This window comes from Allocoleopsis franciscana PCC 7113 (assembly GCF_000317515.1).
Taxonomy (GTDB): domain Bacteria; phylum Cyanobacteriota; class Cyanobacteriia; order Cyanobacteriales; family Coleofasciculaceae; genus Allocoleopsis; species Allocoleopsis franciscana.
On sequence record NC_019738.1, the window covers coordinates 3322020 to 3344737 of the forward strand.

Below are 22718 nucleotides of genomic sequence, written 5' to 3' on the forward strand. Positions count from 1 at the left end.
TGTAGTTTGGTTGTCTTGAAAGGGTCAACCTGCAATATAGCAATTCTCATTTGGCTCAAATATAGCCCTTCTAAATTGGATGCAGTACATCCGTAGGGGCGCAAGCTTTGCGCTCCTACCATTCTATGTATTATGCACTATTGAGAAACGCTAGACAATTTCAACAATTAATCTATGAAACAATCGCTCAAAAATGCACTACAAGACCAGCTAAACCAATCGCTTTTATTCGCTCCCTGCTTAGGTATTAACGTTACCCTGAAAGATGAAAAACATGGCTATTGGACGGCAGCCAGTGGTTTTGCTGAGCCAAAAACAAGAACACCGATGTCGGTAGATGGGCAGTTTTATATATATAGCATTACCAAAACATTTACGGCTATTGCTATATTACAACTGGCTCAAAACCAAAAATTATCGTTAGATGAACCAGTTACAAATTGGTTGCCCGATCTACCGTTTCCACCCTCTGTAACGATACGGAGATTGCTCAATCACACAAGCGGCGTACCCAATTATGTAAGTTTAGAAACTTATTTGCCAGCCGTCGAAGAAAGCCCCTCTGTTCCTTGGTCATATAACAAAGTACTGGAGTTAACTTGCCATAGAAAACTAGATTTTGAACCTGGATCAAGTTGGAGGTATTCCAATACCGGCTATATGTTACTACTTAAGGTCATCGAAGCCGTAAATGGAGATACTTTTGCTAATGTTTTGCAGAATAATATCTTTAATTTTTTAGGGCTTGAAAAAACTTATGTAGCTACTGAGATAGATACAGGAGACTTAGTTCCAGGGTTTTCTAGAGAGCTAAATTCCAATCGATTAATGGAAAATGTTATTCCTAAATATCATCCTGGCTGGTGCGCTACAGGTGTAATCGTCTCCACAACCAGTGATGTTGTTCAGTTTTATGACAGTATTTTTAGCGAAAAATTGATTAGTGCCGAACAACTGGGGGATATGCTTCAGCCAATCTTAACCGATGAGCCTCCATCTTCCTTTTTTAGGAAACCTTGTTACGGCTTAGGTGTGATGCTTGACCCTGAATCTGAGTATGGTAAAAAAATCGGACATGGTGGCGGTGGCCCAGGGTATAGCACTTGGGTGATGCACTTGACGAACTTTCAAGGGCGTAAACTTACAATGGCTGTATTTTGTAATACGAGTATGGGGCTTTATCCATTGTTGTCTCTAACGAATGACTTACTTTTCGTTCTTGGGGATGCATAAGCAGTCAACACTAACTTTATGGCTTCACAACTGGCTTCCCGTTCACATCTACCTCTAACTCTTCCCGACGAAGTGTTTCTGTCGCCTCCACCGTATCCCGCTCAATTTCTTTCCTAACAGTGACTTCCTCTCGCACAAAAGCCTGCTTTCCGATTTCCGCCGTCTCTTCGTAGACACTTATGTGAGCCACTTCGCCTTCACGGAAATCCCCAACACCGGGAGTAACTGTAGTCCCAACGCCTTCCGGTGTTCTGCGCTCAATCACCAGTCGTTCCTTCTCCACCGGAACCGAAACTCGTGCCGTTTCTGTTTCAACCCGCTTGCCGATCGCAACTTCACCCGTCTGACGACGGCGCTTATTTGCAATTAGCCGTTCTTCATACAGTCTAAGGCTTTGATGCTCCTGCTCGTTCATTTGGTACAGTGCAGGCTCATGTTCGTATGTGTAGAGATTGCGGTCATCAGGAACAGACCTAGGTTGAGGGGAAACCGGATGTGTGGTAGCCGATTGAGCCGGTACCCTGGCAATTCCTGATGCCTCTACAGGCATTGAGGTTTCTACTGTGGGAGTGCGATAAACGTGCCGCACTCGCTCTTCGTAATCGTAATCAACCGTCATACTGTCATCGTATTCAGGTAATCTTTCCGCTTGCTCTTTGTTGGAAATTCCTACGGCATAGATGCGTCGTGCAGCCGTATCAACATGGCAACGACCGACTGGAAGCAAGACCTTCTTGCCAAAAATCCAGAAGCCTGTATCAATGACAAGATATCGGAAACTCCCTTTTTCATCCACTAGCACATCATGAATGGAGCCAATTTTCTCATGGGTTCTCCCAGCATAGACATCCAGTCCCTTGACATCTTCACCCTCAAAGGCTTCTTCGCGGTAGTTTGGATTAAAATCCCCAATTTTGAAAAGAGCCATGCTCCTGTCCCCAACGTCATCTATGTTCCAGTACGCCCATATTAGGAATTGGAAGAGGTTGGTTCCTCTGGCTAATGGATGAGAAATGGACAACTAGCTATTCAACCGTCAAACCACTCGTTTTCACAGCCGGCTGAGTACTTTTTTGAGGCCAAAGATAGATTGCACCCGAAATCCAAGTGAGGATGACTGATATCCAGAAGGCAACTAAAGATGGGGTTTCCCAGGAGTTGGGAGTTGGGGCAATTAAAAGTGCGATCGCCAAAATCTGACTCACGGTTTTGAGCTTACCCCAGAGATTAGCACCGCTAATTTTCGTGCTACCTGTCAGGTTAGGGTTAATTCGCCAACCCGCAATCAGCAATTCCCGCGCCAAAATCAGAAAGACTCCCCAAGCCGGTACCTGACCCAACTGAATTAATGCCAACAAGGGAGCTAATACTAAAAATTTATCGACTAATGGGTCAAGAAACTTGCCTAAGTCGGTCACTTGATTTAGTTTACGCGCCAAATAACCATCCAACCAATCGGTTCCGGCTGCAACCAGAAAGACGGCTAAACAGATCCAGCGCATTCGGTCTGTGGGATTGTGAAGGCCGTATAGGAGAAACGGCAACCCAAGTAAACGAGAAAAGGTAATCGAGTTCGGTAAATTCATGAAAACGCTAAGAATTAAGATGCTTCTGTCTTAACTCTTAGCTCAAATCCTACCAAAGCTCCATTTTTGACCAAAAAAGGCAAACCAGAGCTAAGCGTGAGGACAAAAGACTTTTATGCTTTTATACTCCGCAGTGAACAAAGTTTACAAGCACTCGTTCAGGCAGGACTTGAATCCCCATCTGAACGAAACCTTTTGCCTTCTGCCCTCCTTCTTCTGCCTTCCTCAAGCTTGCAAGAGGTTTAATAAGCGTCATCTTTGCACACAACAACCAGAATCGTTTTCAGAATCAACTTGAGGTCGTAGGCAAGCGACCACTTTTTTTGATAAGCAAGATCCATGCGAACGATTTCTTCAAAATCTGTGATGCTAGAGCGCCCATGGGCTTGCCACTCACCGGTCATTCCAGGTTTAATATTTAATCGTTCCCAGTGATGTTTTTGATAATTCATCACCTCTTCCAGCGTCGGTGGACGAGTTCCAACTAAGCTCATATCTCCTCTGAGGACATTCCAGAATTGCGGCAATTCGTCCAAGCTAGTGCGGCGTAAAAATCGACCAACACGAGTCACACGAGGGTCGTTTTTATTTTTGAAAATATTACCTTTTGCTTGATTGTGTACAAGATGCTGTAGGCGGTGAGCATCCACAACCATTGAGCGAAATTTCCACAGGCGGAAAGGCTTACCCCTCACGCCACAGCGAATTTGACTATAAAAGATTGGCCCTGGATGGTCTAGCTGAATCGCGATCGCGATCGGAATCATTAGGATGGCAGTAATGGCTAGTCCCACTAACGCTCCTATAATATCCAGCAATCGCTTACGCTTGCTGATCGCTGAGTAATGTAGACGTTGCCGGACTTTATAACCCCGGCTAGGTTTCGCCAGAATTGATGAGTCAACCGGCAAGGAAGCAGAAGACTTGGATGTGGTAGACACGGCTTGCGATCGGTTGTTGATACAGGTTAGGCTTTTGAGTAATTACCTACCTCGGAATATTTATCTTTTTTGAGAGCTTGATTGGTAGTCGGTTCTGCCTATTTCACAAATTCTTCACAATTGGGATCTTTTTTTTAAAGCTATTGTAAAGTTCTTGGCTTTTAATTGAAAAAAATACCTTAACGTTGCTATCTTGGTAAGATTAAGCTTTATTAAGTTATTATCTTAAAATTAGCGGTTCTTCAAACTTTTGATAGATGCTAGACAAAATAATTTTCATATAATTGTGCAAAAATGATTGTTGTTTAAGATTGAGACGATAGAGCCGATTCCCTTTTCCTGTCTCCTTTGAGCCATCATCTTCTCTCGAAAAAAGTCCTGGACTCGCAGCAACCTGACCGTAGATTGAATTTTGCTTGGAAGTGGGAGATAACAGAATCGCCTCTTCCAAAGCAGGCACCAAACCCTCTGGTAATTGACCCTCTACCAAGCGGACAATTCGTTCGTAACAAGCGCCTGTATTCACGCCCCGACGTTCTAGCTGTTGCATAATTTCCTCTAAGCTGTAAGCACGAGTTGCCGCTTCGCCTGTGGTTTGTGCAAAAGCCCGTAAAAGCTCTAACAAGAGGAAGTAGTCACTGTACTGTTGGCGAGTGCGATTTAACACTTGGGGATATAAGGGCAAACTCGCCAGTCCAGCCGCTAGCCAACTTTCACGGGGTAAATCAATATCCTGAATCAGAGTAGCGTTAGGGAGTCGTTTCTGAAGCCACTGAGTCAGTGCAATTAGATTCGCCGTACCACCCAGCAACAAAATTTGCTCAATACCGTGTTCCGATATACCCGTTTCAATCAGCAAGACATTGAGTTGTTGATTGAGGACTTGAAGGAAGGGTTGAAGCACACGGTCTTCTAAATCTAGACGAGTCAGGGTAAACTGCTGTTGGCTCAGGTCTAAACTAAATTTCTCTTGATGTTGCAAAATTAACTTCAAGCAACTCGCCGCTTTGAGAAGCGCCTGTCCTAAGGGAGAACTCTGTAACATCCATGCCAAGCGATCGCGTCGTTGGGACTCAGGTTGACCTGGTTGCAGTGCTTTTAACTCTTCATGCAGTGCAAGCTGCTGCTGTTGCTCAGCAGATAGTTGGGGATACAACAGTTGGCACAAAATATCTTGCTCGATCGCATCACCCGCATAAGGCAAACTACACAGACTAAAATCACTGTAGATTAAGTCTTGCAAGTCAACGGGCAAATTCACTAAAGTGAGTTCCGTTGTGGTCGCACCGATATTGAGTACCAAGGTACCTCCGCGCCAAGGGGAAGGTGAGGAGGCGATCGGACTTTGAGTGAGCAGCTCAGGCGATGAGAGCGTCGTGGAAGAAACTTCAGCAGTGAAAGATTGTTCCTTCTCGTGGGTTGGATTTGATAAATTCTCCCCCGCTCCCCCGCTCCCCAAACTGAGTAAACCCGCCAGCACAGAAGCGATCGCATCCTCCACAAAGAAAATTTGTTCTGGATATTTCACCAACTTAGCCGCCAACACAGCTTCCCGCACATTCAGGCGGTAAGTATCTCCCCAAGTCGCTGGACTTCCCATAATCACGCCTTGGAGTTGTTGTAAGGCGGCAGTAAGAGTTTCACTACCCAAACCTTGAGCTCCCACCTGAATCAGATCATTGGGTTGGGTACGATTCGGCGTTAGTGTGGCTAATAATGCCTGCAAAGACTGCCGCACCCTATACAGAGAAATGATCTGCTGATTGGGTAAGTGTAACGTCGGTTCCCACTCATGACGTTTTGGACAATAGTAGGGAATCCCAAGATTCAAATAGGGCTTAAACTTTTCCAAGAATACCCCTGGCTGGTTATGAGCGAGGGGAGAAGCCAAAGCACCCACCACCATGGCTGTACTCGACGGCTCAACAGAGAGCGAATTTGTGGCTGGTTCCGAGTAAGTGAGTGCGGGTAAACGAAAGATCGGCTTGTCAGAACCATAGAAGGTGAACGGGGGCTTCACCGTTGGTAATTCCTCAGGCTGTCGGGCAATTTCGTAAGACCAATAGATGGGGTATCGCTGTCCCGTCGTAGAGTTTAAGAGGACAGCAGAAACACCAGTGGTACCCAAGTCAATTCCTAAATACCAGGCAGCGTTGTTAGCGATCGCTTCTGGTTGCTGTGATGGTTCGGGCATTCAGTGTTGAGCCGGTAGATACAGATTCTGGAGAGAGGTAGTGGTTTGTTGAGTTTTTAGAACCTGCCCAGAGCTGATGCTGGTTCTGGTCTATTTACGGTTGAGCGTCTGAGTCTGAACTAGGGTTCATTTTTTGAGGGTTGTCGGATGGTTCTGAGTTAGACGCTTCAGTCTCAGGGAAGTTTACCTCAAAATTCGCCTCACCTGAAGCCTGCTCCTCTGGTGTCAGGTTTTCTGATGGCATATCTTCCGTTAAGCCTTGAGCAGGGGGTGGAACTTGCTCCTGTGGTGGTAAGAGCTGATCTTCTGGCGTGGATTGTTCTAAGTGTTCAGTTTTATGTTGCCCTAAGTCCACTTCATCTTTTGGTAATGGCTCCAAATCATGGGCTAAAACATCTTGGGGCAACAGGAGGTCTGGTGTGGGGTTAGAAGACTCTGAGTGTTCCTCGTCTCTCAACGCTCCAGGCATCATTGAACTACCTTCACCCTCTAGGTCTGTGTCCAAGGCATCTTGGGTAAAGAAATCCGAGTCTAACTCCAACTCTGGTGCGGGACAGGAAGCGACAGCGTCCCATTGAGCCATTAGCGCTTCCTCCGTCATGCTATCCGTTGGCTCATCCCACCGCATCTCATCCACCAGATTTTCCTCTTCAACGGCGAAGTACGTAGGTGCATCCCCCGGTTGTATCAGTTCTGAGGGTGGAACGAACTCTTCTGATGTGGCTTCACGACGCTGTATCGTACTTTCTTGATCGAGTTCGAGGGCTTCTGAGGGAAACAAATCTGGGTCAAAATCTGATGCTACTAATTCAGGGGCGGTCGAGATTGCCTCGTCATCCAACTCGTGTCGGGTTATCCAATGCTGGATGACAAACTCCTCCCAATCTTCTGCCAATGACTCCTGCGGTGGCATGAAAAATGGCTGGTTGTGTTCATCATCTGGAACAGTTTCTGGGGCAGAAGTTGATTCCTCTAAATCATAGCTGAGCCAACTCTGCTCCTCCTGTCTTGGGGCATTCTGCTCGAAGGATGTCTCAAAACTGTAGAGGTCTTGCTGGAGCTGCTGAAGGGTGTTTGGGTCTAAGCAAATTGCCCTGTCTGGATCGCTTTCTAAGCTAGCTGTTTCCAACAAATCCTCTTCGGGTGAGGCGGTGATGTAATGATCTTCGGCTAAACTGGCTTCTGGGTCTGGGGTTGAGCATTCGGACTGGGGAGGAGCAGGCATGGGCATGGAGTGATTTTCTGTAGCCTCTGTAGCCGTTGCCGGGGGATTTAAACCCATCTCCTCAAATAAATCGGTCAACGCTCCAATGGTCTCAATGTCTTCTTGCTCATTAATACCAATGCGATGCAATAGGGAATCGTCTGTGTTGGATGAGAGCTGAGCGTCTTGCCCTCTTGCTGTTTGGTTTGGGGTGTGAGGCGCTGGCTCCTCAAACAAGACAGCCTCCCAGGACGGTGCCAACTCTCCCACGGCTTCTATGGCAGGTTGAGTTGGGGAGCTTAAGCTGGCTGGATGCGCTGGCTCCGCCGCTGAATCCATCCCTAGTCCTGCAAACAAAACATCTTCAACCTGAGCCGGTAAGGGCATGACTGAGTCAGTATTAATGCTGTGGTGATCGGTGATGGCTTCCCCCTCCTGGGAGGCGGCTATCGGCTCTGAGGCATCTGCCTCACCCTCAACTAAATCTGATTCATTTAAATGGGATGTGTCGGTTAAAGCCTCTGTGCCAAATAAACTTTGATATAGTTCATCGATTTCTTGGCGACGGCGGTCAAGGCTTAGGGTGAGTTCAGCCGCCACCTCGGTTTTGTCTAATTCTGTGACTGCATCGGCGGGTAAGTCCGAATCACTTTGCTGTCTTTCATTAAGCCAATTCAAAAGGAAATCGGCCTGTGGATCATCTAAGGCGTTTGGTGTATTGACAACGTCTTGTGAGGAAAAAAAACCCTGCTCATTGATGTCTAGCTGAATAAACGTCTCTAGAGGGTCGTTTTCACCTCGTTCTAAGTCCAGATTTTCTGTGTCTAATCCTTCGACGATTTCCCAATCTTCTGAGATTAGGTTTTCCAGAGCCTTGTCGGGTGAGGGTGACTCAGATGTGTCGGGATGCGATCGCCCCAAAGGCTGAGCACGAAGCGATTGCCAAGAATCTGCCTGGGGCATCATCTGTGGGTCATCGGTAGAGAGAGGTGAGCTATCCTCTTCCTTGGCTGTTTCGGGTTGTACCGATCGTGGCTCTTGCTCTGCCACGGGGAGGGGATCGGACGGCTGCGTTTCTGGTGTTGTGGCACGGATACCTGTCGCCTGTGTGGGACTCGCTAAATCAGAGGGTGGCACCGATGAAGAAAGAGGTGCTGAGGTTTCTCGTGCCAAAGCTTCAAGAGTACGATTGACCCAGGCTGTAAACACCATTTCGCTTTGAGAGCCTAAACTGTGCATCCTCTCCAATCCCTGAGACAAAGAGGTTTGATAAGCCTGAAGATCTTGACTTAAGGTCTCAAAGATCGCCCGTTGGTTAGCCTCTAGAGTGGTCAGCCATTGATCGGAATTCTTTTGTAGCTGCCGCAGTTGTTCCTGGCTTGCTTGTGCCTGCATCACCCCTTCCATTGGATTTTGTTCAGCAGTCGCGGGTGCGATTGCCCATTGAGGAACAACAGATGTATCAAGCAAGCGCTGGGGTGATTCCGCATTTATCACACGACGCTCGAAATTCGCTAGAATTTGAGCTAGATGTTGCGTTAAGCTTGCGGTGCAACGGTCGATTACCCCTTGGGACAACTCTGAAATCATCTGCTGCTGGGGGGTACTACGCTGGTTTATGGAATCAATCTGCCGTCTTTGGTGTTCGAGTTGCTGAATTTCTTGAACCAGAGCCTCTCTTTGTTGACGTAGAACGTCTAAGTCGGCCTGCAAGGGTTGCATTATGTCGGCACGTAGAAAACTCATTTCTTGAGTAACCGCTTGCACAATCTGCTGTACGACAGCTTCGGGCTGAGCTGGCGTTGTCGGTACAGGCGACTGTTTAGAGCCGATGACCAGATTCTGTTGTTGGGAAACTAAATAGCTACGCACTCGCTCCAGTACACGGCGTTCTCTAGCGACATCACCGGGCTTAGACCAGGGAAGACGGGTCTCAGCTTTAGGGAGGATGCTGTCAAGATCAGCGATCAGAGATTGAATATCCTTCAAAGAAGTCACGGTGAAACCCTTGACGAGAATAAGTTCACAGATACAGGAGCGAGTATGATTCCCCTGTCTTTCATGTTAAATAAACAGGAGCAACGAACGCTATGGGGATGGTTGGAACTGAGGAACTCAGATTTAAAGCGGCAATGCGGGGCAGAAAAATCCTTTTACCCGTTTTTCTATTAAAATCCGGTCATTTAAAAAAATTGAGCAATACTCGACTTCCTGGTAATCATCATAAACTCATTACGGCTTCTACTTAATGGATTAACCCAGAGGCTCCCTGACACCATTGGAAATTTTGGAGGTCGATCAATATAGAGGATAATAATGGACACATGACTCGAAAAGTGCCTTAAACTCTGACAGAATTAACCATTGCAGGCACCTCCCTTAGGGGTAGAGCCGTCCTGTGTTAGGAAATAACCTCTACTGGTGTCATTGTGGCTTGTCTAGAAAGATTGGTGAGGTGCCTGAACCCAAATGTTCTATTGCGATTGCTTTGGTTAAATATCCGAACAGCCTCCTGCTTCAATTTAGAGGACAGCTGAGAATTTATCTGTCCACCGCGTTTACAATGTGCTCGTGATTTCATGGAAGACCGTTACAACTCACACGAAATGAACTCAAATGTTAATGAGTTGATTTGCGCGGCACCTTTTTTTGCTGGCTTACCAGAGGCTACTGTGGAGCAATCCACTGCTCACGTTGTCACCCGTAGCCATCCTGCCAATCGAGTAATCTTGTTGGAAAATGACTGGGGTGGCTCTGTCTACTTCATTTTGGAAGGATGGGCAAAGATTCGCACCTACAACCTTGACGGCAAAGAGGTGACCCTCAACATCTTAGGAAAAGGAGAACTTTTTGGCGAAATGGCGGCGCTGGATGAGGTGCCGCGTTCAACAGATGTGATTACCCTAACTCCCACTACGATTGGCAGTATTCCAGCTCAGGATTTTGTCCAGCTAGTCCATAGTGAACCCTTAGCCGGTGTCCGCTTATCTCAGCTGCTGGCAAAACGTCTGCGTCAAGTCAATCGGCGTCTCCGCTTACGGGAGTCGGATAGTACGTCGAGAGTGGCAGATACGTTATTGTTTTTAGCAGAAGGACAAGGGAAATTGAAACAAGAAGGAACTGAAATTCCCAACCTACCCCATCGAGAGTTGAGTAGCCTCAGTGGGTTGGCGCGGGAGACGGTGACACGAGTGTTGACCAAACTCGAAAAGAAGGGGTTAATTAAGCGTGATAACGACATCATGTATATCCCGGATGTAGGGGCATTGGAAAAGATCATTGCCTAACACAACCGTCGTGACTTGTCCAAAATGACGAAACCACTTCTTTGGGTGGAGGGTGAGCCTTGACCACCCTACGATTAAATTGAAAGCACAAGGACGTTATTTTTGGACAAGCTATCAGGGCGTCGAGCACCAATATTTCTGGAACACCCTGCACTCACTGGAAGACGTTATGAGTTTTAAGAAAATCCTGGTTGCGATTAATCATTCGCCGCTAAGCCCCCATATCTTTAGGGCGGCGATGGAACTCGCCCAACCCAATCACGCCGCACTCAGGCTGATTCACTGCATTGCCACCGAGATGATCGCTGAACCCACGGTTCCGATGTCCTACGATCCGGGTTTACAGCCAACCCAGGCGATGGGTGGCTACCAAACTCAACAACTTCTGATGGAACAGCAGATTGAGTCGGCACAGGCGTTACTGGATCGCTATCGTCAAACAGCATTAAACCAAGCTGTAATCATAGAGGCTGATTATCACGTTGGGGAAGCGGGGCATCTCCTGTGTCAAGTTGCTAAAGATTGGCAGGCCGATTTAATTGTGGTCGGGCGTCGGGGTCTTTCAGGATTAGCAGAAGCGTTACTGGGAAGCGTGAGTAACCACGTGGTACACCATGCTCCTTGCTCGGTGTTGGTGATTCAAGAAATAGAGTCTGCAATTGATGGGGAGGTTGTCACCGATCTGGCGTAAGTGGAACCTTCTGTGACCCCAAGTTACCAAGGGTAAGCCGCAATGGGAAACCAATCACCCATGATTTAAGACTATGGCTAATGACTAATGGCACTAAATTGGCATGAGCGATCCTTTTGATAATGCCCCAGCGTCCCGTCCCGATCCTTCGGAGGAAACCAAGAACAAGCCTTTAAAATCGGAAGCGGAACCCTTAAGCGGCAATTCTAACTCAGCCGATGAAGCTGAGCAAAGCACCTTACCCAATACGGCAATAAGCCAAACCGATGAGTTTTCCCAGTCACAGGCGAGTGAGATGTCGATAGACGAAGATTATTTGATCGACTCTCCAGAAGAAGCCACTTTTCCTCCCAAATATGCCCAGCAAGAGCGCTCCCAAGTTGTCCCAAAAGCGCCTCTGGCGATGGTGGAAACCGCGTTTCTAGCCAGTGCCGCTAGCTTAATCTGGCTGATTAATTATTACTTTCCCTTGGGGCCAGTGCTGCGGATGTTTTTCCCCATACCGATCGCCTTAGTCTATCTTAGGTGGGGAAACCGAGCCTCTTGGATGGCGGCAATTGTTTCGGGGTTATTGCTCTCCGTCCTGATGGGGCCAACCCGTAGCATTTTGTTTGTCATCCCCTATGGCTTGATGGGGGTGCAGTTGGGAGCGATGTGGAGACGCCAATCTAACTGGCTGTTTTCCATCCTGACAGGAGGGCTGCTGGGGACATTAGGCTTCTTTTTCCGGTTTTGGTTGCTCTCCCTGCTCTTAGGAGAAGACCTGTGGGTTTACGTGATGACTCAGATTACCCAGTTGACGGAGTGGGGATTTACCAGATTAGGCTTGCTCGCTCAGCCGAGTCTAACGCTGATTCAAGCCCTCGCTGTGGTGATGATTATCATCAGTAACTTGGTTTATTTATTCGTTGTCCATCTTGTGGCTTTACTCCTGCTCGATCGCTTAGGTAACCCCATTCCCCGACCCCCAAACTGGGTTCAAGTGTTGCTGGATTACGAGGGCTGATACGAAGTTGCGTTCACAGGGGATAGAGCGGGGGTGCGGGGGTGCGGGGGTGCGGGGGTGCTGAGGTGCGGGGGTGCTGAGGTGCGGGGGTGCTGAGGTGCTGAGGAGCTTATACGAAGACGGGGAACGAAGGGAAAAGTCTGCTATCTTTAACTGCAACTTGGTAAGAGAAGAGTTGCAGGTTGCAGGTTAGAACACTAGCTTGAACTTTCTAACCGTCCAACATCTAAACTAAATGATCCGAATTTATACCCAAATTCCTCAGGGAAATCAATGGTTGCAGCAGTATCAGGGACGCCGCCCCATACTCGCTTGTATTTTAGGCTTTACTGCCACCGCTTTGATCCCCGGTATTTCAGCCGCCGGTGCAACACCAGAGGATAGGCGATATACTGCGATCGCAGATGCAGAATTTTTGGTCAATGGTGTCACACCCCAGCCTCAATATCCTCTCCCTCCCCTAACCGCTGGAGCCTCCCCTGTCTTGATTTCCCGTGCGGTGGTTGAGGCATTGGAGCTTCCTGTCTATCTGTTCAATGCGGGTTTACCCCAACCTCCCGCCGTACCCGCCATTGACTTAGGGGGAGTTCCAGCCAAATGTCTGAGTTCTGGGGATGCTCTCCCCCTCGGCACGGTAAAGCATCTGTTTGAGCAAGGCTTAAAATGGGGGCAAAAGCTGGCAGACGTGACGGATGGAGGGTATCTGATTCTCAGCGAGTGTGTAGTGGGAGGAACCACAACAGCTCTGAGTATCCTCACTGGTTTAGGGATTAGGGCAGATGGCAAGGTCAACAGCAGCCACCCCACTTGCAATCATGCCCAAAAGTGGCAAATTGTACACCAGGGGTTGCGACGCGCAGGGCTGGAAAGTGACCCATTCCAGTTAGTAGCGGCAGTAGGAGACCCCATGCAAATTGCCGCAGCCGGGATGGTGATTGCGGCGACACGTCGCTGTGGTGTATTGCTTGCGGGTGGTACACAAATGCTAGCCGTTTATGCTCTAGCGCAGGCGTTAAGCCAGCAGCCAACTTCAGACCTTGCAGTTCCACCTCCCAGCTCCGAAACAGGCATGGGGGAAGGGGAGACGGGGAAAGAAGGCTTTCTCCCATCGTCTAATCCCCCAATTACCCCATTGATCTGGCAACCCGAACGAATTGTCGTGGGAACAACTCGTTGGGTTGCGGAAGACCCCACAGGTGACACGGTTGGATTAGCACGAGACATTGGTGGGGTACCGCTTTTGGCAACACAGCTCAGTTTTGCTACGTCTCGCTATCCACAGCTACAAGCTTATGAACAGGGATATGTCAAAGAAGGTGTGGGAGCAGGGGGATGTGCGATCGCAATCCATCTTTACCAAGGCTGGAATACTGTGCAATTACTTCAAGCGATTGAAGCCTTAGTAGAGCGATACTGCCGAAGTTAATACTATTGTGTCGAAGTGAGTGAAAGTAGTGTGACAAGAACCCCATCAAGGAAGACCCGATGCACTAGTACAACGCCGGGTTTTTGTCCCCGTTCAAGTACACTTCACTTTAGTTCTAGCTATACAGTTACAGTTGCACCCGTCCTCAATCCTACCAAAGATGATTTGGCTATATTGGCGTACAGATACTACACTAACTTGAGATTAATCTTCTTTATAGACAAGTAACGCTGTACCCTTTCAGGTCGTCTGAGGATTGTTGTTAAAAGCTCCTCAATGGGGGAGTTAAGAATGGATTCTGCGAGCGAGTAGCTGTTCTTCTAAAGCTGCAATGCGATTATACGCGGCTGTCAGTTGAGCGGTCAGGCGTTGGACTTGAATGTCGGCAGACAGCGCATTCTCACTGTTTTGATGAGAATTGGTAAACTCGCTTTTGCCATCAATCAGAACGTCTTTATGTTCCATGACTGAGTCAAGAAGACTTGGACTTTGATAGCCATGCGACCTGAACTGTCCTGCTGACGAAAAAGGATTCGTTTCCTGACGTGGCATCTGTTTGATTTCAGTCAGAGAGTCTGAGACTTTGCAACTCAGCTGATCAATCATTTGGTAGAGTGCATCGATTTTATGACTCAGGGCGACGATTTGCTTTTGAACGGCATCCATGCGATTTCCTAGTGTCCGAAATGGGATTCACTTTTATGCTATTAAATTTATGGCGAAATTGGCCTTGATTGCTGATTGATTTAACTATTGTAAAAAATGAGCGGCTCAAACCGTGGACTCATTTGTGCAAGGGAATTTTAAGAAAAATTGACGATTCCTCTAACCAGCAAATATACTTGATTCTATTTGTGATCGCTGACCTGTGCCAAATTTATTGTACTCATCATGTAACAACCCCAAAGGCAAACAATTCCGAGCATTAGAAATAGCAAAATTGATACCGAAAGCAGAGTGATTTTCCATTGATGTCGAAGCGTAGGATTTCCTCGGCTGTGTAATGTCAATTTTTAGGCTAAGGAAATTGTTACTCTGTGGAGTTCTCCTGTCTGTCTAAGAGATAACAAAAATTATGCTAATTTGCTTAAATAAGCTTATCCTCCTCTTTTGAGTACAGATTTAAGCCATTTCCAAAAATATGCTTGATTTTCAGGAATTTTTTACCGCCTGTACGGGTTTATGGAAAACCGAAAGAATTTATCATTCTCTCATAGAAGGCCAAGTTGAACGTTCGTTCACAGAATTTCGGGTGGAATCCTTAACGGGTGACCAAAAACAGCAAATTTTGTCTTTATCCTCCCTGGAAGGGATGCAATTTGACTTGGCGCAAGTTGAGTCCGGTGAGATTGTCTGTCCAGGGTTTGCGATCGCTTTTGATACCCTCTCAGAAACTGGCGAACAGGTGTCGATGAGTCTTAAGGCTCTGTTTATCCCAGATACTTATTTTGATGGAGTCCCAGAAGAAACATCGGCGGCTGTACCACCACTGCCGCTAACGGCTCAAGTTCCCGCAACCCCAGAGGTGATTAAGGGCTATTATCTACGAGATGAGGGTTACTCCGAACCTGGTGCGGTCAAGAGTCGCTTTACCTATCTGCCCAGTCGTCAAACGTTGGAGATGACAACCTACTATCGGCGTTCAGTTGCCATTGATCAAATGCGGCTGGTCGCACCCGATTTACGATTACGCACCATTATCACCTATAAGCGTCCGGAAACAGGCGAGGCACCCACAGTTATTGACCTTGTGGGCTTTGGTGTTGAACGGCGGCAGGATTTGTAGAGTGGAGGAGGGTGCTGATGAGGGAAGAACCATTCTCTCTCGCCTCTCCTACTGTGTTATCCCTAATTCCTTAATAATGAAGCGACGCTCTTTTTTAGTAAGTGCCAGTGCTCTAGCGCTGGGTCAACTGGTGTCTGGGTGTACTCGTGAGCAACCCCAGTCTTTGAACGTGCAGTTGTTGAAAGGTTCAATTCCAGCTCGGATACTGAATGAATTTCGTCAGGAATTACAGCTACCTGCTCAGCTTAATTTTGACCCAGCCAATCAGTTAAAAGATTTATTTAAACGACTGCAAACCTGGAAGCAGCTAGCTGAAAAAAAGGACGATAGGCAAGGATTTTCCTTACCGTTCGTTGGCAAAAAAACGCCAAAACTTGCGGATTTGGTCACCTTGGGGGATTATTGGCTAGAATCAGCCATTGGGCAAGGACTGATTAAACCTCTAGAAGTACAAGAGTTAGAGGGATGGAAGAATCTACCGTCTCGTTGGCAGGAGATTGTCACGCGCAATCAGCAAGGGCTACTCGCTAAGAATGGTCAAGTGTGGGGCGCACCCTACCGTTGGGGTACCACGGTTATTGTCTATCGCCGCGACAAGTTTGAAGAGTTGGGCTGGACACCGAAGGATTGGAGCGATTTGTGGCGTCCGGAATTACGCGATCGCATTTCTCTTTTAGATCAGCCTCGCGAAGTGATTGGTCTGACCTTGAAAAAATTGGGGTTTTCCTACAATCACAAAAATTTGAGTCAGGTACCTAACCTCAAGGAAGAACTGCTGAAGCTGCATCAACAGGTTAAATATTATAGTTCTAACCAATATTTAGAACCCTTGCTTTTAGGAGATACTTGGTTAGCGTTGGGTTGGTCTACGGATGTATTATCAGTGCAATCGGGTTATCGCCAAATTGACAGTATCGTGCCCTTATCGGGAACAGCGCTTTGGGCAGATGTCTGGGTGCAACCAGCCCCCATAGCTGCTAGATCCAATACTGTAAAGACATCGGCTTCTTCAACACCACAACAAGATTCCAGCGTCAACATGCCTTTAACAAAGCAATGGATTGAGTTTTGCTGGAAGCCCCTGCCAGCCCAGCAAATTTCTGTCTTGAGCCATGCCGCCTCGCCCATGTTTGCCGATGTCGAGCCGACTAAGTTACCGAAAACTCTTCGAGAAAACCGCTTACTTGTACCGGATAGTAAAGTTCTGAAAAAATGTGAATTTCTTGAACCTTTGCCACAGGAAATATCTCAAGACTATGAAAAACTGTGGACAGAAATCCGTAATGTTAGGCATAGTTAGCAACCCGTTACCAACTTATTTGCTACGAACAGGTAAACTATCTCTCCCAAAAGAGTCGAATACTTTAAGCTGGCAATCGGGTGGAGTTGTACTGTAATTACAGGTATAGGTGGCTAATAGCCCTGCTCGCTCGTTAAATACCCGGACATTATACTGATAATCTCTGGCAGCAGCCCCAAATCGGCTCAAGAAACTGTATCGTCCTAAATAATCGAGAATACTCCAGAGTTGGCGGTTGACCACCAAATCTACTCTCTTCTTGCCGCGATAAGCAATCCAATTTTGAATCAGTTTGCCATCAAATTCATCAAACTGTTCTTCTGCCCACCACAGACTAGGGTTCGTTAAACTTGTGGGCGAGATGGTATTGGCTGTTACCCAATCACTGGATGGGGGTAGAGTCGTCTCGTCTAGAAGTTTTGTCTCTAGGGGTTCGAAGGAGGGAGTTGGTATCGATGATGTTTGTGCCCATGTTGACTGAGGCATCAAAAGTGCGAGAGCAGTGAATAGCAGGCACACTCCAGAAACCTGCTGACTTAATTTTGAGGCAAAATCCCGACTCTTGATGCGAACAGTGGAAGCCGTCATGTCTTATTGTCTTGACAGTTTTACTTCTTTATGCATGACTAAGTAACACTTCAATGGTTCCCTTATCTCTCATGGGTTCTACCGATGGTGGGGCAACTTCTCATGAGTTGCCCCACCCAATTACAGCATCACTCCATCATCATCTTACTGGGGAGCTGTTGTGGCACCAGCGCCACCCTCACCAGTGTTACTGGGTGTAGTGGTATTGCTGTCGTCAGATGTAGAGGTATTGCTGCTAACACTAGCAGCTTCTTCAGCCGAAAGTTGCCGCAAACCGGTTAAGCCAGGGAAGCATCGGCTAGATGGGCCAACGACCTTATATACAACTTCTTGGTTATTATTGGAAGCTGTTTGGTCATCATCTTGGTCATCATCTTGGTCATCATTGGAGGCCGTTTGGTCATCATTTTGGTCATCATCTTGGTCATCATTGGAGGCCGTGCCAGTGCCACTACCTTGACCGGAGCCAGAACCGGAAGCTGTGCCTGTGCCTGTACCTGTACCTGTGCCTGTGCCTGTGCCAGAACCGGAAGCTGTACCTTGACCTTGACCGGAGCCAGAACCGGAAGCTGTACCTGTGCCTGTGCCACTACCTTGACCGGAGCCAGAACCGGAGGCTGTGCCAGAACCGGAGGCTGTGCCCGAACCGGAGGCTGTGCCCGAACCGGAAGCTGTGCCCGAACCGGAGGCTGTGCCCGAACCGGAGGCTGTGCCCGAACCGGAGGCTGTGCCCGAACCGGAGGCTGTGCCCGAACCGGAGGCTGTGCCCGAACCGGAGGCTGTGCCCGAACCGGAAGTAGAACCGGAGCCACTGCTACCTTGACCAGAGGAGCCACTGCCCTCACGGTAGACTACATAGTAGCGATCGCTACCCCGTTGCACTACCTTGACTTTAATCTTAGAAGAACCCGTCAACTTAACATCTGTGACAATACGAATGTTGGAGGATGCCAGAATCTGATACTGATTCTGAGCCGTGCTGGAATAGGAAGTCCCTCCTGAAGCAAAGACATTCGTATTGGCTGCATTCGCATCATTATCAGTGCAACCGCCAGAGCAGCTACCACCGGAAGTGTTGCCACCACCCGTGTTGCCAGAAGTGCTGCCGCCACCCGTGTTACCGGAAGTGCTGCCACCACCCGTGTTGCCAGAAGTGCTGCCACCACCCGTGCTGCCACCACCCGTGCTGCCGCCCCCCGTGTTACCAGACGTGTTACCAGACGTGTTGCCAGAAGTGCTGCCACCACCTGTGCTGCCACCACCCGTGCTGCCACCACCCGTGCTGCCACCACCCGTGCCAACACTAATAGGACCACCGATCGTAATAGTGGTAGTACCTAGCAATACATTACTATTATTAGCTAACGTAGTGCCGCAGAGATTACAAGCTCCGTTAGAACCGGAAGTCGAATTATTAGAGCTACTGGGTTGATAGTTGGTGAATGCGGTATCTGAATTGAAGCTGTTAACCCCAGCAACAGCGTAGAAGTTAACGTTTCCACTGCTGCTACCTGTTAATTTATTGCTACCCTGCTGAAACTCGAATTTTGTGTTGGATGGAGAAGTGCTACTAGAAGTACTACTGAAGCCAACAGAATTGAGAGCGAACAGCGAAAGGATGCCATTACTTTCGCCTTCAATTTTGTAAGTTGTACTTGCTGTATCACTCAATGTTCCCGTTGACGTGGCATTCGTGAAAGGCCCATCAATCTTGATATCTACAGCACCCAAAGTACTGTCAATCTTGTATTGTCCGTTTGACTGATTACCGATAGTCTCAATTGTGAATTTCTTGTTAGCCTGACCAACAAATCTGAGTTGATTATTGGTACCTGTGTTGGTTCCAGTATTGGTACCTGTGTTGGTTCCAGTATTGGTACCTGTATTGGTTCCAGTATTGCTGCTCGTTCCGCTAAAATTTGTCCCACTTTCGGGAATAACATTTTCCCCTTCAAACTGAAACTTGATGCGCCGAGATATTGTATCTGTAGACGGCGTCGTAGTCGTGCTACCCGTCTGTTGGAATGTATAGCTTTGCGGCAAATCAATCGCACCCGTCGTCAACTTGGCGTCGAGGGTACCGAGTTGTAAGTCTCCAGAGGTTGCTTGATAGCTAGAGCCGGAGGCAACTGTTGCCTCCACATTGGGTAAAAAGATGAGTGAACCCTGACCCGCTGTTTGAGGACTTAGCAGCGTCCCGTTAATATTACTTGAGTTATTAGTAAAACTATTGACGCTAAAGTTCAGGAGGGTGGTTCTATTAGTGAAGGGAATAGGAGTACCACCATTACCCACAAAAGCTAATCCTGATAATAGTCCTTTAACTGTACCCGTATCATTCGCATTCGGCTGGTTATCCGCTCCAGCATTGAAAAGAGCGGCAGTAGGAACAAAGATAGCCGTACTGGTGTTTCCCCTAGAAGTCTGTAGATTAAGGGTTTGAACCGTAAGGTCAAATAACTCGACTTTCCCCGAAGGGGTTGCTCCTCCTGTTCCTGGCGTTGGTACAAAAAAAGCGGCGGGACCTTTGAAGTCACCGCCAGTCACTTGAATTTGGGCATGAGCAGCAGGAGTTAAAGCTACAGCCAAGCCTCCAGCGAGACCTAAGCAAACAGCGTAGCGGGTAGATTTAGCAATCATGTTAAGACTCCACTAGTGAATGAACAACTCAGCAGACGATTTAGGACAATTTCAGAAGCTTTGGGGAACAAAATTTTTTATCAATCTATCCAGATTTCGCTCGAATCGAGCTGTACTAGGAAAAGTAGTGTAAGGCACCCAGACTCTCAAACAGCGTTCCCTCATGGTGTTAGCTCGCGCCTATAGACACGAGCTTTCCGAGCTTATTTTTGGCGATTGAGTCTAGAGACGCCGTCGCGCCTCCAGATGTTCCTGCCTCGGTAAGAATGTCTGTTTGTCATCAGCGCTCCAGCGCTTTAGCACTCACGACAAACCCATCATTCATTAATGGCCTTGACCCCTAGAAGGTAAAGGTTGTGCGGAGCGCACCAATCGTAATGTTGTCGTTGTTGTCGTTGTGATTAGGATTGAGAATCACAATCACTCCGGGTGTCACACTGATATTATCGGTCACTCGGATGCGATAGAATCCCTCTAAATGAAGTGTCGTATCGGGCTGATCCCCTTCACCTGCTGAGAAGTCACCCCGATTCACGAAGCTGGGGCGATTTCTGCCCGTTGGCAGGTCACTACTGGTAATCTTGGGGGGTTGACCAACATAGATGCCAGCCAAGTTCCCTTCACCCAGCAAGTCTGGGAAATTCATAAATGCCATCCAGTTAACGGTTTCTACACTTCCTGGGCCATCTTTGAAGTTGGACGTGGTGTAACCACCCCATCCCCCAATGGTAAAGCGTGGTGACAAGCGCCATTCCACACCCAAACCAAAGGCATTGGTTTGCATCGGTGCTCTGAGAAATCCTGCGGCATTAACCGTTTGTATGGCTAAAACATCATCCCCAACACCCGTGAGTAAGTCCCCAGAGGGTGAGTAGTTGTTGAGGTATTGCAGAGAAACATCCAGAGTATCCATAGGTGACACGACTAACTGCGCGCCGGCTGTCGTTGACCCTTCATTTCCCCCAAAGATGCCGCCGTTAAAGGGATCATTAGAGCGGTTGGCGGAGTAGACGCCTTGTAAGCTGACACGTGTGGCAAGTTGGTAGTCAAAACCGATGCCACCACCATTACCACCAATGTTGATGATGGGGTTACGCTGGGCAAAGCGAGAAAGGGGGCCAGAACCAGCACTTTCTACACGATTGACACCTCGGAAAACGTTAACCGGGTTAACCCCCACCGGACCCAAGATGACGGCTAATTTATTCGTGAGCAGGTGACGAAAGTTGAGGTCACTCAGCTCTAAGTTGTTATTATTACCGCTCTCATAACCCAGTGACACAAATTTGTCTAAACGGGTGGTACTGTTGTTGCCATTACCGGCGGCGAGTCCAGTCAGCAATAAACTACGAGGGCTGAACTGAGTAAACAAACTCAACTGTACGTTGTCAACGACGTTAATATTCGTGCCTTGGTCTTCTAATCGGTTCAAGAAGAAATCAAAGCTATTGTCACTGCGTCCCTGAACCCCAAAAATGGCTTGACCAAAAAGCTTAGTTGTGGTAGAAAATTGATTGTCTTCTAAACGCGCTGTGCGGCCTTCTAGGTTGTCCACTCGCGTGCCGATCGCAGCGAGTTCGGTCTGAAACTCATTGGTGAGACGGCGCAGAGCTTCTAAATCTTGCTTGGAAGCGAAATTTGAACCACCCCCGCCGACAAGCCGCTCGATTTGTTGCAAACAAGCATTCAGACCCGCTGCAAATTCATAGCGTGTCATGGCTCGATTGCCTCGGAATGTGCCATCGGGGTAACCCGCGATACAGCCGTAACGCTCCACCAAACTTCTCAGCGCTTCATACGCCCAATCTGTGGGTCTCACGTCAGATAATTGAGTAACATTGGTAACCTGATCCATTGAGGCATCGGCCTCAACTTCCTCTAGCGGGTCTAGGGGCATTATCGCTGGAGACAGGGATTCGCTTGCCTCATCGGCTGGCAGGACTTGAGCCTGAAGTGGCGGTTTAATGGTTAAATCCTTGAGGTTCGTTTCGCCCAATGCCTCGGTTGAGCGACGCGCTGTCTTTAAGTCGGTGAGAGAAGTGTCCGGCTGTAAGAGGGGATGGGTTGGCGTGACTACAGCGATTTCGTTCACTGTCGGTTCTGTAGCCTCAACCCCTGCCTGTTCAGTCGGAGTAGTAATTGCGAACTCATCGGTGGGATTTGCTAGTGCTAATCCTGTTTGCGGGTTGGTGGCAGGTGCGAGTTCGGCTGTTTGTGTGAGTTTTAATAAATCTGTAGAAGCCGAGAATTCCTGTGTTGAAGATTCAATCGATTCACTTACTGTTGCTGGGCGGGTAGGGGGGGCAGCATGAGCAGGGGCGAAATTGGCGGTGAAGCAACTCAAGGTTGCAAATATCAATGCCGAAGAGGCTGTCTTTTCAAAGCTCAGACAGGATTTCACGGTAATATTCCTCGAAACACCACAGTCGGGTTTGATTTTAGCTGAGATTTAAGGCTAACGGCTAACCGGCTTTTTATTCCTTACTCGGAGTGAAGTTTTTCTCCCTGTTTGAGCAACGAGTATAACTTTGGTGCAGTGAGCCTGGGACAAGTATAAATCTGTAAGGCGAGAAGAGCGATCGCCCTGATTAAACAACTTCACAAAACGTGGATTGGATGAGTTATCACCAACTCTTAGGAATGGACACAGCTTAAACGTCAGGAATCTGTCCAAACCCGATGTAGTACCATATAATACAAACATCCCATCTACCAAAGCCAAGATGCTTCAGTATGCTGCCCCAATTCCTTTTAGTATCCTGCGCTAGCGTCACGCCAATGTTTATGATACGCGCTACTGAAGGAGATTTCTAAACAATAGGTTACCCAATCCTGA

Annotated in this window: 16 protein-coding genes; 7 read left to right on the top strand and 9 right to left on the bottom strand. The window is 47.9% G+C overall.

Annotated features, from left to right (window positions below):
* Positions 1–174: 174 nt before the first annotated feature.
* Positions 175–1233, top strand: coding sequence for a serine hydrolase domain-containing protein (locus MIC7113_RS13880; RefSeq protein ID WP_015182799.1), 1059 nt, complete (start codon positions 175–177; stop codon positions 1231–1233).
* Positions 1234–1249: 16 nt separating this feature from the next.
* On the opposite strand, the gene MIC7113_RS13885 is transcribed toward MIC7113_RS13880, so the two are convergent.
* The 5 genes from MIC7113_RS13885 to MIC7113_RS13905 form a co-directional block, all read right to left on the bottom strand.
* Entirely contained in the window at positions 1250–2161 is a 912-nt protein-coding gene (locus MIC7113_RS13885) for a DUF2382 domain-containing protein (RefSeq protein WP_015182800.1), read from the bottom strand.
* A 97-nt stretch (positions 2162–2258) separates the two neighbouring features.
* Positions 2259–2819: a CDP-diacylglycerol--glycerol-3-phosphate 3-phosphatidyltransferase gene (gene pgsA, locus MIC7113_RS13890; RefSeq protein WP_015182801.1), complete on the bottom strand. Its 561-nt coding sequence runs from the start codon at positions 2817–2819 to the stop codon at positions 2259–2261.
* A gap of 242 nt (positions 2820–3061) precedes the next feature.
* Positions 3062–3760, bottom strand: coding sequence for a sugar transferase (locus MIC7113_RS13895; RefSeq protein WP_015182802.1), 699 nt, complete (start codon positions 3758–3760; stop codon positions 3062–3064).
* Positions 3761–3980: 220 nt separating this feature from the next.
* On the bottom strand, positions 3981–5954 hold the full coding sequence (locus tag MIC7113_RS13900; RefSeq protein WP_015182803.1) for a hypothetical protein: 1974 nt from the start codon (positions 5952–5954) through the stop codon (positions 3981–3983).
* A gap of 94 nt (positions 5955–6048) precedes the next feature.
* Positions 6049–9156, bottom strand: coding sequence for a hypothetical protein (locus MIC7113_RS13905; protein ID WP_015182804.1), 3108 nt, complete (start codon positions 9154–9156; stop codon positions 6049–6051).
* Between the two features lie 581 nt (positions 9157–9737).
* Here MIC7113_RS13905 and MIC7113_RS13910 point away from each other — a divergent pair.
* From MIC7113_RS13910 to cobT, 4 genes are all read left to right on the top strand, one after another.
* Complete coding sequence (locus MIC7113_RS13910) at positions 9738–10445, top strand: Crp/Fnr family transcriptional regulator (protein WP_015182806.1); 708 nt, start codon at positions 9738–9740, stop codon at positions 10443–10445.
* 169 nt (positions 10446–10614) lie between these two features.
* A complete protein-coding gene (locus MIC7113_RS13915) occupies positions 10615–11136 on the top strand; it encodes a universal stress protein (RefSeq protein ID WP_015182807.1) in 522 nt (173 codons plus the stop codon).
* Between the two features lie 103 nt (positions 11137–11239).
* Positions 11240–12142, top strand: coding sequence for a DUF2232 domain-containing protein (locus MIC7113_RS13920; protein WP_015182808.1), 903 nt, complete (start codon positions 11240–11242; stop codon positions 12140–12142).
* 235 nt (positions 12143–12377) lie between these two features.
* A complete protein-coding gene (gene cobT, locus MIC7113_RS13925; RefSeq protein ID WP_015182809.1) occupies positions 12378–13568 on the top strand; it encodes a nicotinate mononucleotide-dependent phosphoribosyltransferase CobT in 1191 nt (396 codons plus the stop codon).
* Between the two features lie 285 nt (positions 13569–13853).
* On the opposite strand, the gene MIC7113_RS13930 is transcribed toward cobT, so the two are convergent.
* Positions 13854–14234: a hypothetical protein gene (locus MIC7113_RS13930; protein ID WP_015182810.1), complete on the bottom strand. Its 381-nt coding sequence runs from the start codon at positions 14232–14234 to the stop codon at positions 13854–13856.
* Positions 14235–14709: 475 nt separating this feature from the next.
* Here MIC7113_RS13930 and MIC7113_RS13935 point away from each other — a divergent pair, with 475 nt between their 5' ends.
* Together MIC7113_RS13935 and MIC7113_RS13940 are read left to right on the top strand one after the other, a co-directional pair.
* A complete protein-coding gene (locus MIC7113_RS13935) occupies positions 14710–15354 on the top strand; it encodes a phycobiliprotein lyase (RefSeq protein ID WP_015182811.1) in 645 nt (214 codons plus the stop codon).
* A 76-nt stretch (positions 15355–15430) separates the two neighbouring features.
* A complete protein-coding gene (locus MIC7113_RS13940) occupies positions 15431–16654 on the top strand; it encodes an extracellular solute-binding protein (RefSeq protein ID WP_041780815.1) in 1224 nt (407 codons plus the stop codon).
* Positions 16655–16669: 15 nt separating this feature from the next.
* Here the strand turns inward: MIC7113_RS13940 and MIC7113_RS13945 are convergent, their stop codons facing one another.
* The 3 genes from MIC7113_RS13945 to MIC7113_RS13955 all read right to left on the bottom strand — a co-directional run bounded on the left by MIC7113_RS13945 (position 16670) and on the right by MIC7113_RS13955 (position 22283).
* Positions 16670–17242, bottom strand: a complete 573-nt coding sequence (locus MIC7113_RS13945) for a hypothetical protein (protein WP_015182813.1) — start codon at positions 17240–17242, stop codon at positions 16670–16672.
* A 144-nt stretch (positions 17243–17386) separates the two neighbouring features.
* Entirely contained in the window at positions 17387–19882 is a 2496-nt protein-coding gene (locus MIC7113_RS36360) for a hypothetical protein (RefSeq protein WP_015182814.1), read from the bottom strand.
* Positions 19883–20222: 340 nt separating this feature from the next.
* Entirely contained in the window at positions 20223–22283 is a 2061-nt protein-coding gene (locus tag MIC7113_RS13955; protein WP_015182815.1) for an iron uptake porin, read from the bottom strand.
* Positions 22284–22718 lie beyond the last annotated feature (435 nt).

Excerpts from the sequence above, each read along its gene's own strand:
- cobT (WP_015182809.1), top strand. The coding sequence starts at position 12,378 with ATGATCCGAATTTATACCCAAATTCCTCAGGGAAATCAATGGTTGCAG.
- MIC7113_RS36360 (WP_015182814.1), bottom strand. The coding sequence starts at position 19,882 with ATGATTGCTAAATCTACCCGCTACGCTGTTTGCTTAGGTCTCGCTGGA.
- MIC7113_RS13935 (WP_015182811.1), top strand. The coding sequence starts at position 14,710 with ATGCTTGATTTTCAGGAATTTTTTACCGCCTGTACGGGTTTATGGAAA.
- MIC7113_RS13915 (WP_015182807.1), top strand. The coding sequence starts at position 10,615 with ATGAGTTTTAAGAAAATCCTGGTTGCGATTAATCATTCGCCGCTAAGC.
- MIC7113_RS13885 (WP_015182800.1), bottom strand. The coding sequence starts at position 2,161 with ATGGCTCTTTTCAAAATTGGGGATTTTAATCCAAACTACCGCGAAGAA.
- MIC7113_RS13910 (WP_015182806.1), top strand. The coding sequence starts at position 9,738 with ATGGAAGACCGTTACAACTCACACGAAATGAACTCAAATGTTAATGAG.
- MIC7113_RS13920 (WP_015182808.1), top strand. The coding sequence starts at position 11,240 with ATGAGCGATCCTTTTGATAATGCCCCAGCGTCCCGTCCCGATCCTTCG.
- MIC7113_RS13880 (WP_015182799.1), top strand. The coding sequence starts at position 175 with ATGAAACAATCGCTCAAAAATGCACTACAAGACCAGCTAAACCAATCG.
- MIC7113_RS13945 (WP_015182813.1), bottom strand. The coding sequence starts at position 17,242 with ATGACGGCTTCCACTGTTCGCATCAAGAGTCGGGATTTTGCCTCAAAA.
- MIC7113_RS13900 (WP_015182803.1), bottom strand. The coding sequence starts at position 5,954 with ATGCCCGAACCATCACAGCAACCAGAAGCGATCGCTAACAACGCTGCC.
- MIC7113_RS13940 (WP_041780815.1), top strand. The coding sequence starts at position 15,431 with ATGAAGCGACGCTCTTTTTTAGTAAGTGCCAGTGCTCTAGCGCTGGGT.
- MIC7113_RS13930 (WP_015182810.1), bottom strand. The coding sequence starts at position 14,234 with ATGGATGCCGTTCAAAAGCAAATCGTCGCCCTGAGTCATAAAATCGAT.
- pgsA (WP_015182801.1), bottom strand. The coding sequence starts at position 2,819 with ATGAATTTACCGAACTCGATTACCTTTTCTCGTTTACTTGGGTTGCCG.